This window comes from Acinetobacter sp. BMW17 (genome assembly GCF_001592855.1).
Taxonomy (GTDB): Bacteria; Pseudomonadota; Gammaproteobacteria; order Pseudomonadales; family Moraxellaceae; genus Acinetobacter; species Acinetobacter johnsonii.
On sequence record NZ_LSOD01000040.1, the window covers coordinates 22165 to 38652 of the forward strand.

The 16488-nt window shown below is 43.4% G+C and carries 20 protein-coding genes; all 20 read right to left on the minus strand.

Features of this window, described 5'->3' with window-relative positions; translation table 11 throughout:
- Positions 1-42: 42 nt before the first annotated feature.
- The 20 genes from AXW61_RS12395 to AXW61_RS12490 all read right to left on the minus strand — a co-directional run bounded on the left by AXW61_RS12395 (position 43) and on the right by AXW61_RS12490 (position 16488).
- On the minus strand, positions 43-2871 hold the full coding sequence (locus tag AXW61_RS12395; RefSeq protein ID WP_062034531.1) for a host specificity factor TipJ family phage tail protein: 2829 nt from the start codon (positions 2869-2871) through the stop codon (positions 43-45).
- Positions 2868-3188, minus strand: a complete 321-nt coding sequence (locus tag AXW61_RS12400) for a hypothetical protein (protein WP_062034532.1) — start codon at positions 3186-3188, stop codon at positions 2868-2870. Before AXW61_RS12400 ends, AXW61_RS12395 begins: the two co-directional genes overlap by 4 nt.
- A complete protein-coding gene (locus AXW61_RS12405; RefSeq protein WP_062034533.1) occupies positions 3188-3673 on the minus strand; it encodes a DUF1833 family protein in 486 nt (161 codons plus the stop codon). The genes AXW61_RS12400 and AXW61_RS12405 overlap by 1 nt, the downstream gene beginning before the upstream one ends.
- Entirely contained in the window at positions 3670-4146 is a 477-nt protein-coding gene (locus AXW61_RS12410) for a hypothetical protein (protein WP_062034534.1), read from the minus strand. Before AXW61_RS12410 ends, AXW61_RS12405 begins: the two co-directional genes overlap by 4 nt.
- Positions 4146-6698: a hypothetical protein gene (locus AXW61_RS12415; protein WP_062034535.1), complete on the minus strand. Its 2553-nt coding sequence runs from the start codon at positions 6696-6698 to the stop codon at positions 4146-4148. Before AXW61_RS12415 ends, AXW61_RS12410 begins: the two co-directional genes overlap by 1 nt.
- Positions 6699-6756: 58 nt before the next feature.
- Positions 6757-7101: a hypothetical protein gene (locus AXW61_RS12420; protein ID WP_062034536.1), complete on the minus strand. Its 345-nt coding sequence runs from the start codon at positions 7099-7101 to the stop codon at positions 6757-6759.
- A 9-nt stretch (positions 7102-7110) separates the two neighbouring features.
- A complete protein-coding gene (locus AXW61_RS12425; RefSeq protein WP_062034537.1) occupies positions 7111-7542 on the minus strand; it encodes a hypothetical protein in 432 nt (143 codons plus the stop codon).
- A gap of 119 nt (positions 7543-7661) precedes the next feature.
- Positions 7662-8105: an Sbal_3080 family lipoprotein gene (locus AXW61_RS12430; RefSeq protein ID WP_062034538.1), complete on the minus strand. Its 444-nt coding sequence runs from the start codon at positions 8103-8105 to the stop codon at positions 7662-7664.
- 60 nt (positions 8106-8165) lie between these two features.
- Entirely contained in the window at positions 8166-8336 is a 171-nt protein-coding gene (locus tag AXW61_RS12435) for a hypothetical protein (RefSeq protein ID WP_218209071.1), read from the minus strand.
- A 41-nt stretch (positions 8337-8377) separates the two neighbouring features.
- Positions 8378-8827 (minus strand): hypothetical protein, encoded by a 450-nt coding sequence (locus tag AXW61_RS12440; RefSeq protein WP_062034540.1) that lies wholly within the window; start codon positions 8825-8827, stop codon positions 8378-8380.
- Entirely contained in the window at positions 8824-9309 is a 486-nt protein-coding gene (locus tag AXW61_RS12445; protein ID WP_062034541.1) for a phage tail tube protein, read from the minus strand. The genes AXW61_RS12440 and AXW61_RS12445 overlap by 4 nt, the downstream gene beginning before the upstream one ends.
- Positions 9310-9375: 66 nt before the next feature.
- Positions 9376-9750, minus strand: coding sequence for a DUF3168 domain-containing protein (locus tag AXW61_RS12450; RefSeq protein WP_062034542.1), 375 nt, complete (start codon positions 9748-9750; stop codon positions 9376-9378).
- Positions 9747-10217 carry an HK97-gp10 family putative phage morphogenesis protein gene (locus AXW61_RS12455; protein ID WP_062034543.1) on the minus strand — a complete coding sequence of 157 codons (471 nt, stop codon included), beginning with the start codon at positions 10215-10217 and terminating at the stop codon, positions 9747-9749. Before AXW61_RS12455 ends, AXW61_RS12450 begins: the two co-directional genes overlap by 4 nt.
- Positions 10199-10555 carry a phage head closure protein gene (locus AXW61_RS12460; protein ID WP_062034544.1) on the minus strand — a complete coding sequence of 119 codons (357 nt, stop codon included), beginning with the start codon at positions 10553-10555 and terminating at the stop codon, positions 10199-10201. The genes AXW61_RS12455 and AXW61_RS12460 overlap by 19 nt, the downstream gene beginning before the upstream one ends.
- Positions 10556-11029 carry a head-tail connector protein gene (locus AXW61_RS12465; protein ID WP_062034545.1) on the minus strand — a complete coding sequence of 158 codons (474 nt, stop codon included), beginning with the start codon at positions 11027-11029 and terminating at the stop codon, positions 10556-10558. It abuts the gene before it with no gap.
- Between the two features lie 9 nt (positions 11030-11038).
- Complete coding sequence (locus AXW61_RS12470; protein WP_062034546.1) at positions 11039-11371, minus strand: hypothetical protein; 333 nt, start codon at positions 11369-11371, stop codon at positions 11039-11041.
- Positions 11372-11420: 49 nt separating this feature from the next.
- Entirely contained in the window at positions 11421-12629 is a 1209-nt protein-coding gene (locus AXW61_RS12475) for a phage major capsid protein (RefSeq protein WP_062034547.1), read from the minus strand.
- A gap of 64 nt (positions 12630-12693) precedes the next feature.
- Positions 12694-13539: a head maturation protease, ClpP-related gene (locus AXW61_RS12480; RefSeq protein ID WP_062034548.1), complete on the minus strand. Its 846-nt coding sequence runs from the start codon at positions 13537-13539 to the stop codon at positions 12694-12696.
- Complete coding sequence (locus tag AXW61_RS12485; RefSeq protein WP_062034549.1) at positions 13508-14773, minus strand: phage portal protein; 1266 nt, start codon at positions 14771-14773, stop codon at positions 13508-13510. The genes AXW61_RS12480 and AXW61_RS12485 overlap by 32 nt, the downstream gene beginning before the upstream one ends.
- A complete protein-coding gene (locus AXW61_RS12490) occupies positions 14773-16488 on the minus strand; it encodes a terminase TerL endonuclease subunit (protein ID WP_062034550.1) in 1716 nt (571 codons plus the stop codon). The genes AXW61_RS12485 and AXW61_RS12490 overlap by 1 nt, the downstream gene beginning before the upstream one ends.

The following is a 16488-nucleotide window of genomic DNA, read 5'->3' on the forward strand; positions in this document are numbered from 1 at the left end:
GGCATAAAAGAGCCCCAGCAAAGGGGCTTTTAATGATTTAATTTAAATATAACTGTGGTCTTTGGCGTAATAACGCGCATCATAATTGATGCAGGTCAGTCGGTTAGTCATCTCATCGTTTGGGCTTGCTTCTGTCAGTAAAAATGCCGAACTAGATGTATCTTGGGCAGCCACGATCTGATAGGCGGTTTTGATGTATCGATCTTCATCAAAGACCAGTGGTTGTAGTGGTGCTCGAGTCAGAATGACCTGATTCATGTATTCACCAGATAGACACTGGATCATATCTACCGTCGCATCTTGTAGTTGCAGATGAATGTAGTAAGTCACACCATCCCGCATCTCGACATCTTGCGACAATGTGAGTGTTAGCCCATCAACCCCATCAACCTCACCATCCTGAGTCTTGATGCTTGTATTGTCAGCCACCAAAATTCGATCATTCCTCACCAGTAAATTGGATTCATCTAATGCATCAAATTCGACGCTTTCAGTCTGGTACTGCAACTTATTCCATTCACGCCACGCCCTAGTTTTAGCCACAGCACGACTACGAATGCCCGACGTACTGATCTTCAATGGGTTGCGTGCAGATCCATTCTCAGGAATAGCATAAGTCACCCGAAGGTCATCATCAGGCGAAGTGTATTCAAGCTCTACACCATCGTAGTCTTTATCAATACCGAGATTAAACGTCCGCTTTTCTGATCCAGGCACCTTGTTGCGGTGATTAAAAAGCAGCACCGAGTTGTCTTGTGGCGCTTCAAATTTCAATCGCAACTTGTTTCCATATCGATAGGTCTCAGAAAAACATGCTGACGCAACCATGGCTGCCTGCTCCTCAAAGCTCAGGCTGTCATCATCAAAGGTGTAGCTAAATTCAGCAGGCGCATCCGAGCCGAAATAGGTTTTGATTTTCTGAATCTCTGACTTGATTTGCGGAATATCAATCTCAGTTGAAGATCTTCGTCCGATATATTCATCCAGTGCCATATTAATCAATGCCTGACCTGCATCACGTGTTGCCTGTAATGCTCTAGTACCATCCACCATAAGCTTGCGGGTTACCAGGCAGTTTAACTTGCGCTCTTTGACCGATAACGCTCCATCTGTAGCAACTGTTCTGGAGCGAATAATGGTTACACCCGGATAATTAGTCTTGTCGGTCTGCGCGGCCAGATAAACATCTTTAACCTTGCATTCCGTTACTGGTGAGTTACCTGATTTTTGTCTGGTCTTCGCAATACGGAAGCTAATTCCCTCGCCATAACCACGCAGCACTTCACGAATGGTAATGCCAAACGTGTCTTTGTTGCCATTTCGGTATTCGTAGTGCTTTCTGGTATAAACCGTTGCTTCACCCAAATACTTGTACTGAATCGTGATTTCAACAAAACCTTCGCCCACCTTCCCCTTTGAGGTCATGTTGTAAAGACCTTGTGGGAAATAGAAGTTAAAAATAGCTTCCGTTGGGTCATCAAACTCCACATCAAACCAGCCGACCCACTTATCTGCAACCAAATCCAGATCCACCGATGACACCAGGTTATAAGTGGTTCCACCCAGTAAATCGGGTATTTTTAACCAGTCTGGATTAATACTGCTTGGTGTGGCCAAAGTGATTGTGCTTGATGTGATCGAGCTGATGGTATAGGCCCCATCCAGCACCACACTATTAGATGATTTGTTTAATGCAATACCTGCTGCAACCGTGTGATTCTGTGCCACAAACTCCCAGTTAAAGTTAGTGTTCTTCGGCTGGGATAAGGTAATGGTATATAAGTACCCTGTGCCACTTACCGCGCGAGCAATACTTGAGATATCGTATTGACCAGACAAATCACGAAAAACACTCTCGGTTGAAAGCACTTCTTCTGTTTCTGGATCAATTGTCTCAACTATGATCTCAAAAGTCGCACCGGTGAGCAGAATGCCTTGAAAGCTTGTGTAATCAAGCACATTCTCACTTGACTGAATGGTGATAATACCACCCGGTTTTACAGTTGCAGTACCGGATAAAATGGCATCTTTAACCCCGTAAGCTGCTCCCTGGATATTAATTGCATTGCCGGCCTTAAAGTAGCTTGTGAAATTAATGCCTGTGTTTTTACGGTTAATCACACCGCCTGTCGTGAAATAAATGCCTGCATTATTGTCCTCATCGCTGAGCACTCTGTCACTTGGTGGTTGCAAGGTTTGACCGTTAATTGATGCTGATTTTTTTACAGAAAGTGGCAAGTTATTAAATACCTGTCCAATACGATAAAATGCTGTATCCCCCACCAACGGTATACCTGGCTCATAAATACTCACACTCACGCCATTAATTGCACCAGCAGGCGTATCACCATCACGGCAATCATGAATCTGGTAATACCCTCGACCGATTGCCATCAGACATTCTTCAATTTCGATGCCATTCTGGTAATAAGTATAGGTGACTGCGATTAGGTCGGGGTAAGAGCGAACCATCCCATAAATATCAGGAATACGGCTTTTCACACGCGCCTGATTGGCCCGCGCTGCCAGCTCGTTATTTGATGAGCCAATCCCGCCAGTATTCGGCTTGGGCATGGTGGCAATCATATAGACACTATATGCCGCCATTATCGCGGTGACGACCCAAAAAACTATTTGAATCCACTCGGGGTGCATCACTACATAAAAAGTACCTTCTAGTGTTTTTAGGTGCTCAATATCCGCTACGGTTTTCGGTGTAACATCAGTCTGCTTTGAAACATGATTATGATAAATTCGCGCGTTTTCTGGAAAGCTATCAAACTGTTCAGCAAGATATTTGCACACATCATCAACCGTGGCTTCGGTTTTATTCTGGCTAAACTGATCACGTATGATGATGACTTTTTTCATGTGTAGAATCTCACTTCTCGGAAATGCATAACCACCAGTTCTAGCGGCACAAACTGCACCCCTCGTGGGGTTAAATGTAAAAGCTTGTCGTAATAAAAAAGCCCGACATGTGTCGAGCTTTTCTCATTGTTCTTGAAGAACACTAGGCAGGGTGAAATCGGCTTATCCAGCCTTTTGAATCGACCTTTACCATTCAAAAACTTTTCAATCCGCTTACTTAAGTCTTTACCAGTGATCTGCTTCCAAGCTTCACATGCAAATTCATTACAGGTGTAATCCTTGGTCCACGTCCGATCTAACAGATTATCAATAGACATTAGATCCCCTTAAGCAATGGATAGTCTTCAAAGGTGTAAAGCTTCCCAGTTTTGACAGAGTTTAGTTCTGGTGCTTGAGCATCAAAGGTCACAAGCCCAGTGCTATCCTTTGAGATCGTAGGCGCTTCCAAGGTTTGCATCTCAACCATAGGTGCTGAAAGATCGTCATCTCGATATATCTTGAAGTCGATCTTTGGTTTTACTCGTGGATAAGCAGAGTTTCGGATATTTTTTATCGCATCCATAAGCTCATCTTCCATGTCCACCAAAGTCACCTGTAGCTTTTGATCAAGGTCATTGGTGACATTGGTTCGCTTGATTGACATTGGTTGATATTGATAGAGGTTATCGCCAATCTGTATCCCATCTTCATCATTGCGCGTGTATCGAAATACCTTAGTAAAACTCGGATGGGATATTTCTAGGCATTCAAGCTGCACCACCCCACCAGAATTATTGAGAAAAAATGCAGTGTAATCTGTCATAAGTTCTCCAATGCATCAGGTAGAGCCACGTTAGCCAGGTGGTCGAGTGGATCAAATAGCTCGGCCAGATCTACACCTTCAGTTACAGCAGTCACAATTACCTCATCCATATTAGTATCGATATTCAAAGGCTTCACTCGAAGCTCAGCAGTGACCGTGTAGATTGGTCCTTCTTTGCTTTCAAGTCGAGGGCTTCCAGAGAAATAGCATTGGTAATCCTCAACCTCGGGACCGTCAATACAAAGCCTTGCCAAAAAACGCTGATTTGGATTTCTAGCCCAGACACGATAAAAAGCCATTAAATACTGATAGCCTGCATCCTTTACCACCCACCGCACTGATGCACTATGGTACGTACCTTTTAATGCACGCTTAAACCTTGGTGCACCACCGTCTAACTCTTGAGAAATAACACCATCCCCAATCTGGGCTGAATAGCCCGACTGGGTTGTGCAATACAACAGCTTATGCATTATCGTCTCCGTGATGCTGTGGTGTTCTGCTTAAGTGATTTGGAAAGCGTGCTGTTGGGATTACCTAAACGACCAGCCAACTGCCGTTCAATCACATCAATATCAACACTACCATCGGGGTTTTGACGTGCGTTGACTTGGGCTCCAGTGTTGTTATTAACAGTGATTTTGGCACCTGAACTGTTGCTACGCGCTTCATTCAGGTAGTTTTTCAAATCACTGTTAGTACGGCTATCCACAACACGCTCACCCTTGTCTAAAAGCCATGTGCCTTCTTTAGGGATATTGTCGATACCATCGTGGGCCATGCCGGCAACAGTCTGAGCTGTAATTAATCCTACATTCGCGTAACCAAGCCCTAAGATTATTTGCGAATACGCAGCCTTTTGAGCCATGGTTAGTGCTGTCGGATCTGCCATAACTTGAGCAGCTGCTAGGTGCGTAGAAACCAAAGCGGAGCCGATTGCAAACATCTGCTGCATTAAGAACATAGCTTTATATGCGCCTGATTGCTCGCCCTGACTATCTTTCACTATTTGAGTCATATCACCCCAAACAGCACCAGCTTGAGAGAGTAGCGAACCATACATGCTCATCGTGTCTTCATACTGCTGAAATTCCAACTCCTTTACTTTTTCGGCGTATTGAACATCAATCGCAGCCATCGCGTCGCGGTATTCTTGATGCGCTTCCAGTAATGCGTCGTATCGCTCATCATCAGTCGAATAAGCGTCACTGGTCATGATGTCCTGCTCAACACCCACACGCTGATTTTTAAGGTTAGCCTGAGCATTAGATCGGTCATTCTCCAAAGACCATTTTGCATAATCTTGTGGTGACATGGTTGCTTGAGCAAAGATTCCGTCAACGCCAGACGATAAGCCTTTAATGCTATCTCGCATGGTTTGCTGTACGTTTTGAGCATGAAATCTAGCTTTTTGAAGTTCAAGCGCGTACTGCTCATCTAAAGCCTTGAGTTTTAATTCCTTGATTTCGTCATTGTATTTCCCTGACTCATTTACAATAATTCGCTGAGTTTCATAGAAATAATTAAGCTTCTGCTCTTCAGACCATTTGAAATCATTGATTTCCTCGGTGATTTGACGAAGATACATCTCCTCTTCAAATTCATATCGCGCTTTAGCCTTGGCTAAATATTCAGATTCCTGTGGGCCGAAATTAGCTTTTTGAATTTCAGCCATTTGGCGCTTATGATCTTCAGCAAACTTGGCAAAATCATCTAGATAATCATACGAAATTGAAGCACGCGCCTGCTCCTGCTGTTTTTTCAGGGCATCAGTTGCGGCATTTGTTGCATTAGCAGCTTGGTTTTGTTTCTTGATCCAATCATCAGAACCAGAGATAACTCCCTGCTGATTGTTCTGGATTTCCGCCATAGCTTCAACAGCTTCACTTGTGGTTTTGCTGAATATATTGGTGATGGTATTGCCGATATCCTCAGCAACCTTGGCGTTATCCTGCATAGCCATTTGAACGCCACTGTTTTCATTAAAGCGAGCATTTGCAGTTCCAAGGATAAGCGCTTTCCCCAGCTTAATACCTGGAAGCTTATCGGCCCAAGTTCCATTCTCCGAGGTCTTGTCTACCATTTTTTTTGCATTTACCGCATCAACCGCAAGCCCAGCAATGGCATTGGACAGCATTTTGATAACTGCATAGACCCCCATACCCATTGCAGCCACACCCATAAACACATTCCCTAGAGTGGCACCTGCATCCGCCATCAAGTTTGTTTCGGTTGTGGCATCAGTTAAAGAGTCACCAACGGACACCAAGGCAGGCATTAAACCTTGAATGAATTGATTTTTTGCCCCTTTAACCTGCAAGTCTAGCAGCTTCATTTGAACCGAAAGCTCATTAGCCTTTTTGATTGCCGACTCATCCATAATCACGCCAGCGCGCTCAGCGGCATCAGCCCAGAATTTGAAGCCCTCACCACCATTTTTTAATAATGGAATTAAGTTTGTTGTGTCAGATGCCATACTTTCCAAATAGAAAGACATTTGTTGCTGAGTAACACCCGCCTCTTCCAGCTTATCTACATAGAGTTGTAGTGCTTTGGGCCCTGAAAGGTTTTGCATTTCAAGCGCCAATTTTCTTGCGCCTTCTGCTGACCCCTCTGTTTTGGTAGCAATTTGCTCAAAGAAGTCAACAGCACCACCAGAACCAATGGTGATGAACTCACCTAACTTTTCATTAAAGTCCTTTAACTGGTCAGATAACTTTTCCGAGCTGATACCCATGGTCTCAGCACCCACAGCCATCTTTTGAAATTCTTGTGTTGTTGTGTTTGAAATAGAGGCGAAAGTTTGCAGTTCACGCGCAGCATTTGCGTATTCGGTTGCCATGGCAAGTACACCAGCACCTACAGCAGCAGCTCCCGAAACAGCTATAGCGCCATAAGTCAGCACACTCTTTTTCATTGCATCAAAACTGGTTACGGTTTGTTTTTCTGCTGTTTTAATTGGTGCTGTAAATCCAGCAGTTCTAGTAACCAGATCAAGGGTTAAAGTTCCTAACTTGGTGCTCATATAAACCTCTAGGCAATAAAAAACCCCGCTTTCGCGAGGTTATGTGTTTCAAGTATTGCTACTTCATGGATTCCAAGCACTTTAAGTGCACATCATTTGCAAAATCCACTCTTTGTCTATCTTTAAAAGATTGGTCAGTAAATACAGGCTGCTTGTACGCCTCTATAACAATATCCTTAAGAAGTTGCTTGGAGTCACTAGGCACATTCTCCATCATATCCACCTCCTTAAACACATCATCCATTAACACGTTTGATTGGTGGTAGCTCATAGCTTGTTCGGAAAATTTAGCTAGATTGGCACAAGCTTCTTGACCTTGTGCTGTGGGGCCAGCATCATGAACTTCATCCTTACTACATGAGGCAAGGCTTACAATAACTAGGCACAACAATAACTTATTCACATCAGCACCTTATAGAAGATCATTAACATTATTGATTGCGAGCTTTACACCATAACTACCAATACTATCACTATCATCCCAGCCACCATCTATGACCGCCGGCACAGTTTTATTTATTACATTTCCTGCTAGTTTGACTGCCTCACCTTTGCTCAAGTAACCCACAATCAAACCATTGATCTCAACCTTAACAGCATTCTTATCATACTGATTAAATGGCTCTGAGCTGACTTTCGCGTAGCATTCAAAAAACTTCGACTTTTCTTCTTTAGGGCCGGCTATCTTTTTTAAGTTATTTTGATAGGACTGCTCACCCACAATGTTGTAGAGGTATGAGGCATTGCTTAAGGCTGGATTTATGTTTGTTTCGTTTGCTGCTTTTTTGCCTTTAAAAATAAACCAGATAATCACGCCAACTGCGATTGCTATTATTATCTCCATAACTCACCCCAAATATTAATTATTCAGGACAAGATACTAACTAACCAAGAAAAAAGAAACCTCCCGAAGGAGGTTCTTATTTGTATATTTATTACACAAATTTTCAGCCCGATATCTTTCTAGCGCTTTGGCGTCTTCCCTAACAATTCATCGACCAGCTCATTAATCTTGGTTTCCGTGCTTCTCCACTTATTAAGAGCTAACCCCCCATTTCCTTTTAATCTAAAAGATGCTTCAGAAACCTGACGACCATTTTGCAGTAAATTGAATTGAGCTGATACCATATACGGTGCAAAATCCCATGAGCGAAGAGCCGTATAGTTTAAAGTGGTCTGGCATAGGCTTAAGTCGTCATTATTTTTAACAGTTTTGGAATCAATGTTGTATCGAGCAAAACTCTTCTCAACCAACTTGTCAAAATCTCTAATAATTACTTTGGGATTATGTACAATGCATACCTGCTTAATAGAATCTGGGTTAAATCCAGTTGTATTATTAATTTGGATAGATGTACACCCCACCAATCCAAAACCCAAAACCCCTGCAATTAATAATTTTTTCATGTGAATACCCTCTTATAAGTAATCACAAGATACTAATTATTAGCGTAAAAAGAAACCAAGCTAACCTGATTTCTTCTTAATAGCTTGCATGCGCTGCTCTTCAAAAGTTAGCTCTGGAATTGTTTCATGCGGCATAAAAATACGAGCATCAACACGCTTATCTTCCTCAACCTTGCCATTGAAATAAAGCGCGTATAGATTACCCGCACCCTGCTCTATGCGACGCCCCACATTAAATGAGCCGTACTTATTGCGATATGCCTGCCAGACCCTTAGTTCTTTTTGAGTGATTTTCTTTTTGGCTTGCTCAATGGTTCTTCCGCCGATTCCGTTGAGGACGAGTTCACACCAGAGCTCGTGCTCTTCAACTTCAATTTGTTCTTTCCCAAAAAATCATTCACTTCATTCGAAGCATCATGAATCGCACCAATAATGGCTGGGTGAAGGTTTCCGACTTCTTCAATAGTAGAACACAATGGCTCCTTTGTATCCGCATTAAAGACCGTGAGCAAAACCCGGCGCTTCACAACATCAGCGACCGTGATTTTTTCAGGATCTTCACCTTTAAACATATTCGTCACTTCATCGTAACTTAATGCTTTAACCAAAATATCTACTTCAAACTCCTCATCATTAATAATGAATTTCGGAGACTTTGGGGATGGGTCGGATAAGGCTGTGCTCGAGAGCGCAAGAAGTGCAGATGTATTTAATTTTTTCATGGTGTAGCCACCTTAAATACATCAAGTACTTCAGTCTGGCGCTTCATTGGCACGGTATGGTTTACCAAAGAATCAGCATCAAACACCGGGGAACCTTTACGTAGAATTGCGCGGAAATATGACCATGTTCGAGTTGCTGGCATCAGCACCTCATCATCAACCCCAACTGTTGGAACACCTTCACCGTCAGACCAACCAACATACACACCAACTTCAGCGCGATCTGCCGCAAGCTCAAGTAATTTCATGTGTGAAAGGTTTTTGGGGTCGGTGTCAATTTGAATCGAACCTTCACCCGGTGTGGTTAAGCCCCAGTCCGATGTTGCTGTGGTTTTTTCTTCCAAGCAAGTTGTGCCAATTTCTGTGGTACTGTCATCGCCAAGCGTTAGTGCTTTAATGCAGTCCATCTTTGTGAGCGTTGGAGTATCGCCATGTAAAATCCATACATGCGTACCCTGAGATAAAACACCTTTCTTCGCCATGAGTAGCTACTCCTCAATTTTAGGCATAAAAAAAGCACCCAGTTGGGTGCTAGTAGAAAATTCTATTTATCGATCTACAAACCAATTTGAATCGAAACCGGTTCGATACATCTTGCTGTCTGGATCACGCTCATTTCCTCGTAGGCCAGTCACAGTGCACGAATTATCAAGCTCAAAAGCTCTACGAACCGCTTCACGAATATTTCGCAGGTCATCCGCATTCGTTGTATAGATATCAACTTGGATCGTCACATGATCGATGTTTGCCGGGCAATCTAAATGATTTTGCGGAATACCAGAGATATCCTGCCAGACCAGGTACGGCGGCTTTGGTTTATCTGGTGCAAGACCAAATTCAAATGCACGTAAAATCCCGCCAGATTCCAGATAAGACTTAACTTCATCACTCGCATTAAGTAATGGGAAAATAGGTGCTGTCATATAGCCTCACGTAATGCTTTGGTGATTTCAGCATCAAATACCTGGACAAACTTGGTTATGACCTTATCAACATTATTAGCTAAAGCAGGTCTTAAAAATGGAGTGGCTGGAATCTTGCTGGTACCAAACTCAATAAATCTAAAGTGCCGAGTATCTCCACCACTTAAACCAGCCGTGCTGACAGAGTATTGATTCTGACCTGCTCCACCTTTCACCCCCACTCGAATCTTAATCTCATTAGGATTACGGCTCTTACCACCTTGGGTCACAATATTCTTATGAATCTTTTCCCGTGTTTCAGGATCATCAATTGCCTTTGCATTGCTACGTGCAGCATCGCGAACAAGATTCATCGCTTGGCGCCCGGCTTTTCGTGCAATTTGCTTGGCTTTTTTAGGACTTGAAAGCTGCTTGAGTTTTTTATTCAGATCATCCAAGCCTTCAATATTTAACTCGACTGATGCCATTCTGATTCACCTTCTGCAAGATTGAGCGTCAACCACTCAAGACCGCTTTCATTGTCTGGTACCGGATCACCGTCAATCTTCCAGTACTTATCCCGGAAATATAGACGCATGGTTGAATCAATCTGACTTGCCTTTGAGCTGTAACGAATGCGACAACGTGCGGTCATGCTTGAATCAATTGCCTGAGCTTGCAGCTGGTCGCGGGTAGATAAAGCCTCATGCTTTCCCCAGACTGTACAAAACTCTGTCCAGGCTTGAGTAATACGACCTGTGGTTTTGTCTTGGGTTTCGGTAAAGGCTTCAATACGGATGCGATGTCTTAAAGAACCCGCTCTCATCTATACCCCCAGATCTAAACGGTATGGATCAAGCAGCCACAAAGCGCCTTTCGGCAACTCATTTACCGTGGTACTGGTTTCATCTTCACGATTTTCATAAAGGCTACCTAAGATCAGTAAAACAGCAGCTTCAATAGATGGATTAATAACAATGCCCTGCATAGCCATTTTGGTATTGCGCTGAGCTTCTTTTTTAAGGTTTTCAGCCGCAGATAACAGCATATTTCTTGAGACTGGATCTATAACCAGATTAGCTGCATCGCAACTCTCTTTGTATTTCACAAGCTCATAATTTAGCTGGTCCAAAGTGAGAGAAATTGCATCTGTCCATGCAGCTGAAGTGGCATAAAAAAAGCGGTTCAAATATTGAGCCGCTTTATCTTCTGCCGAATTCAACTTGGCCAGGATATCACCGCCAGTATCTTCATCTACTCGCAAATGAACCATAGCTTTTTCAATGTTAATAACTGGCATGATATGACCTTACTTTGTTTTAGTTTCTTTAGCTTTTTCTTCTGCAGCAGCTTTGGCCTTAGCCTCTTCTTCTGCCTTTAACTTTTCCTCTTCAGCTTTCGCCTCAGCCTCGGCTTTTGCCTTAGCTTCTGCGTCCGCTTTGGCCTTAGCCTCTTTATCGGCTACAGCTTTGGCTTTCTTTTCCGCATCAGCTTTGACTTTATCAGCTGCCGCCTGTTCAGGATCAATCGCTAATTTTTTCTTGATGAGTTCCTCGGCCGTAATATCTGGAATCTCGGCCTCATCACCTTTGACGTAAACCTTATTTCCAAGCATTGCAGCATCTAAGAATTTAATTTTCATGTTCTAAACTCCAAGGTGAAAGGGCCGACTGGCCCCTTCGGGATTTTAATTAAGCTGGAAATTCACCTTTTACGAATGCTTCTGGGCGATAGACAGCCAATGCCAGACGCTCTTCACAACGAACAGAGATCATGTTCTTTTCAAAGTCATCAGCATTTTCGGTTGAGATCACTACGTTTGCATCTTCACGGTCAAAGATTTGAGCAGCTTCGGCAAAGCTACCGGTCAAAAATTTACTAGCCATTGCTGCATGATTGGTTTCAGCAACAGGCAACCCCCAAAGACTTGGCGTATTAGGTGAGAACGGGTTAGTAAACAAGTATGCACCGGTAGTGTCTTTCAGTAATTCAATTGCAGTCCAATCATTCATGTGTAGCACATGACCTGTTGCAAACACATCCGCCAAAGCAGCTTGCAGCATGGCCAAACGCATAGTATCTACGCGAGTCGGTGATGCAATCGTAATTGGAGCTGAATAAGCAGTTGCCTGAGTATAAATACCATGCAGGTTGTTACCAGTGCCTGAACCAAATAACAGTTGCGCATCTTCAACACGCTTAAGGCCATTAAGCAAACGACCATTGATAAAGCTTTGTAACTGAGGCAAGTCATCAAGGATCTGCTTAGATGCTTTCAGCATGTGAGCAATCGTTTTCACACCTTCCAGCACTTCTTCGAATGTTAATTCTGAATATGGCTTGGTGGTGTTTTCAGCTACTGGTGCAGCGTTATTGGTAAATCCAGTTTCACGTAAGTAAGCAATCGCATTACTGGCCGTTTGACCTGGAGCTAATAGGTCACGGATGGTCACGCGCTGATTTGGCGCAGTCACAATACGAGTCGAACCATCAACAGGGTTTACTGCAAATGATGTAAGTGCATTACGGGGAACAGCTACACTAATACGTTTTCCAGAAGTTGCATTGCTTGCAAATGAAATAATCTGCTCATCTTTTACAGCAAGATCACCTGCACGAGCATCCACTTGTGCACCTGGATTACCATTGCCACCACGTGCAAATAATTGCTCAGCTTCACCCAACTTCACCTGTAGGTCATTTTGGGCTTGGCGCAAGTTGTTTAGATCAGTCAGCGTTTTATCTACTGTTTCTTTGGTTTCAGCAGATAGATCATTGGCTTTTTTCGCTTCATTTAAAGCATTTTCAGCCAGTGGTTGAACTTTTTCAGTAAGCGCTTTAAGTTGATTATTTACTTCTTTAAGTGCCGCTGCAGCTTGGTCTTTAGTTTGATCAGTCATGATTTTTCATCTCTCAAAAATAAGAAAACCGCCATATAGGCGGTCATAAAAATTGGTATTAGGTTTAAGTGCTGAATTTCTCGGTAGCGTTACGCATACTTTGAAGAACACTTTCGAGTACATCATTGCTAGCGCTTGGCGTAGCTTGGTTGGTAGCGCCAGGCGTACCCTTTAAATCTTGAATAAGTTCCCGTCGTGAGCTTCGAGACATTCCCGCTTTGGCAAGCAAGATATCTGCTTTATGGGCAGCGACTTTTTCTTTAGTGAAGTTCTTTGTATCTTCAACAACCACATCAGATGGCAGGAAGGCATCGGCAAAGCCACTATCAATAGCATCACGCCCATTGATCCATCGCTCTTTATCCATATCGGCTTTAAGCTCATCCATGCTAAGACCAGATCGCACATGATAAATATCAGCAATCGTGTCATCGATCTGCTCAAGGAAATCTGCAGTTTCACGCAAGTCGTTGCGATTCCCCCAAACTCCGGTCCAGGCATTGTGAATCATAAAGAAACCAGCACGGGCAATCTGAATCTCATCAGCAGCCATGGCAATAAATGATGCTGCTGAAGCTGCCACCCCTAAAACACGTACAGTCACATAACCTTTGTATTCGCGAAGCAGGTTGTAAATAGCCAGACCTTCAAATACGTCACCACCTGGTGAATTGATATTCACTACAACATCTGCACCATCGAGTGAACGCAATGCAGCACTGATCCGCTTAGCCGTCACACCAGAATCATCCCAGTAGTCATAACCAATCGGATCATAAATACCAATCGTGTTGTCATTTTCATCTGATGCTTTAATTGCAGGATTCCAACGATCAAAAGCTAACGGCGAAACACCACCTTTTTCTTTTGCATTAAAATTAGCGACTGGCAGCAGGTTTCGTTTGCTCATTATTATCACCTTTGTAATTGGTCCCTACTTGATCAAGCGGAATTAATGCCGATTGAATTGTATAAATTTCCCCACCTGCAATAGGCGCTTCGTTTTCTTTGCGTCTGACCTCATTTCGGTTATACCAACCATTGTTGAGTGCAGATGCATAATATTCAGCACGGCCTTTTGAATCTGCCCGCAATAAGCCTTCCACACCAAACTCAACGTAATAGGTTTCAAACTCTGCAGCACCAATCAGGCACCGTGAAATTTCCTGTTCAATATTGACCAGTAATGGACGCAAGGTATTGGTCAGGAATTGCATGTTCATACCTTCAACACTTGAAGCCCATGAACTTTGTTTATCCAAATGTCCAACCATGAAAGGTGGTACCCGGAACCAGCGGCAAATTTCCTCAATTTCAAATGTCCGGGTCTCTAACATCTGAGCTGCTTCGGGATTCATGGTGATACCGTGGTATTGCATACCGTTTTCAAGCACCATCATTTTTCCGGCATTCTTGGATCCCATGAATTTATTCATGTTATCTCTGAGTGATTCACGCTGATCCGGCGTTAATTTCCCCTGAGCAGATAAAAGACCTGATGACTGCAACCCATTTTCAAAGAACTTGGCCGCAGCTTCTTCAGCAGCCTGTGCAGCCCCAATAGTTTCACGCGCTTTCTGGACCTTAAATAAGCCCATCACCCCATCGATACCAAAACCACGAACATGCATCATGTTTTTTTCAGTGATTTCACGCTTAACACTGCTTTCGGTGTAAGTATATTTCAGCATTCCATTGGTCTTGTTTCTGGTCACCACCATGTTTTGGGGTAGCAATGGATTCAATGAAATAATCCGGCCTGATGCACTGCGAATAATTTCAATATATGAGTTTCCCCATAAACAGATACTGGCCACAATCATCAGCATGAACCGGCTTGGCGTCATTTCATAGTTTGGTGACCGGCACAAAAGATTGTAGAGCGGATGCTTAACTGCAACATCCCGGCTACCGTCCGCTTTTCGCTGATAAATCTTAAGAGGCAGCGTTGATACTGTTTCTGAAATCAAACTTACACATGAAAAAACGGCGCTCAATTGAAGCGCCGAATCTACAGTTACATGCTTGCCACTCGATGTGGCCAATAGCGCCCTTAGTAATTCAGGCTCCAGACTCAGATGCCCATCAAGCCCAAGGAAGCGCAAAGCTGCTTGAGCAAACCGACCCGGCTTCTTTGTACTCATTAAACACCTACCATAATTGGATCATCATAAAATTCATCACCTGTAGGTTCCCCTGCAAGCACCATTGCCCGACTGATGCCCATTAATAACGCTACAGCACCATCGATTTTCTTAAACTTCTTTTCCTTATCTGGGAACTCGGTTTCATTTTTTCCTGTTTTAGAAATAACGTTGCCGATCATCCAACTAAGAATTGGATTTCCATCATGATGAAAACGACCTGCAGCAATAGCAGCTTCTAGCTCCTTCATTGCTGGTGAGAATGTCTTTGTAGTTTTGGGCATCTTGATTGAGGTATATCCGGCATCATCCACAGTTTTAGCAATCTGGAAGCCGCCCCATTCATCGTAAGGAACCTCAGTCAAAGACACTTGCTGAGCATCTTCGATTAATTCCTTTGCAATTTGATTCAGGTCATTCTCATAGCCATCACATACATTCAGCAGGCCTTTGTTGAACCACTTCTGGTACCGCTCAACCACCTGCTTTTCATCACCGCTATAAACCGTGTCTTCAGGTAAATAGAACTGCGGATCTATACAGTAGTAATGCAGTCGACCATCATCTTCTATTCGGTAAAACAGGTTGATACGTGCCGCAATATCAATTTTTGATGATAAATCCACACACATCATGCACGGCGTTGCTTCAAAGTCATCAATATTTAGGTCTGGATTACCGCAGGCCTTCCACTTTTCCATGTTAAAAAATGCAGATTTTGCTGATACCCAAACGTTTAAGTGTTTAGTTTTAAAAGCGCCTTGCTTTGATGCGTTCTGAATTGCCCGGCGTTGCTGAGATTCTAGGTAGTCCGAATAAACAGAAACCCCATAATTGGGGTTTGCTTTGGCTAATACTGCCGGATCTGTCCAGTCATCCCCCTCATCAATGGTCCATATCCAGCCAAACAGCTCATCATCTGGCACAGTATCCAGAAGCATTTCCTGCACACGTGCACGTAAATCATAACAAGGACCTTCAATATTGAAGCCAGCTGTCGTGATCGTAAAAATCATAGGCTGTCGACGTGCACCCATACCGGTCTGCATGGTGTCATACAGCGCAGATGTTGGATGCTCATGGAATTCATCGACTACAGCACAATGCGGTGACTGGCCGTCAGGTGGATCACCAATGATAGGCTCAAAGATAGAACCTTCATCTGGAATCTCTAAGCTACCTGCATTAATCAGTACGCCAGCTGCTTCAATGAAGTCTGGCGAACGTACCGCCATTAAGCGTGCAGGTTTAAAAACTTCCCATGCTTGCTTCTCGGTAGTAGCACCGGCATAAACCTCTGAACCAAATTCACCATCATTGGCAAACATGTTAAGAGCCACACCGGCAGCAATTGCAGACTTACCATTTTTACGTGGCACCTCCCAATAGCTTTCACGGAAGCGGCGATACCCGTCCTTTTTACGAACCCAGCCAAATGTGCAGCCAATACCAAACTTTTGCCAAGGCTCAAGCGTGATACTTAGGCGCTTCATTGCCCACTCACCCTTTGTATGGGGCAGCAACTCAATAAACGCGATCTTCTTTTCTGCTAGTTTTGGCTCAAATTTGTAAGGAAAATCTTTGTTTTTTGACTTAATCAAGTCATCCAAGTGACGTTTACAAGCAAGTTTTACCCACTTACATGCAGGTATTTTTCCTGAAACAACCTGCTTTGCCCATTTATTTGCAATGCCAACGTTTGGGAAAGCTGTCAT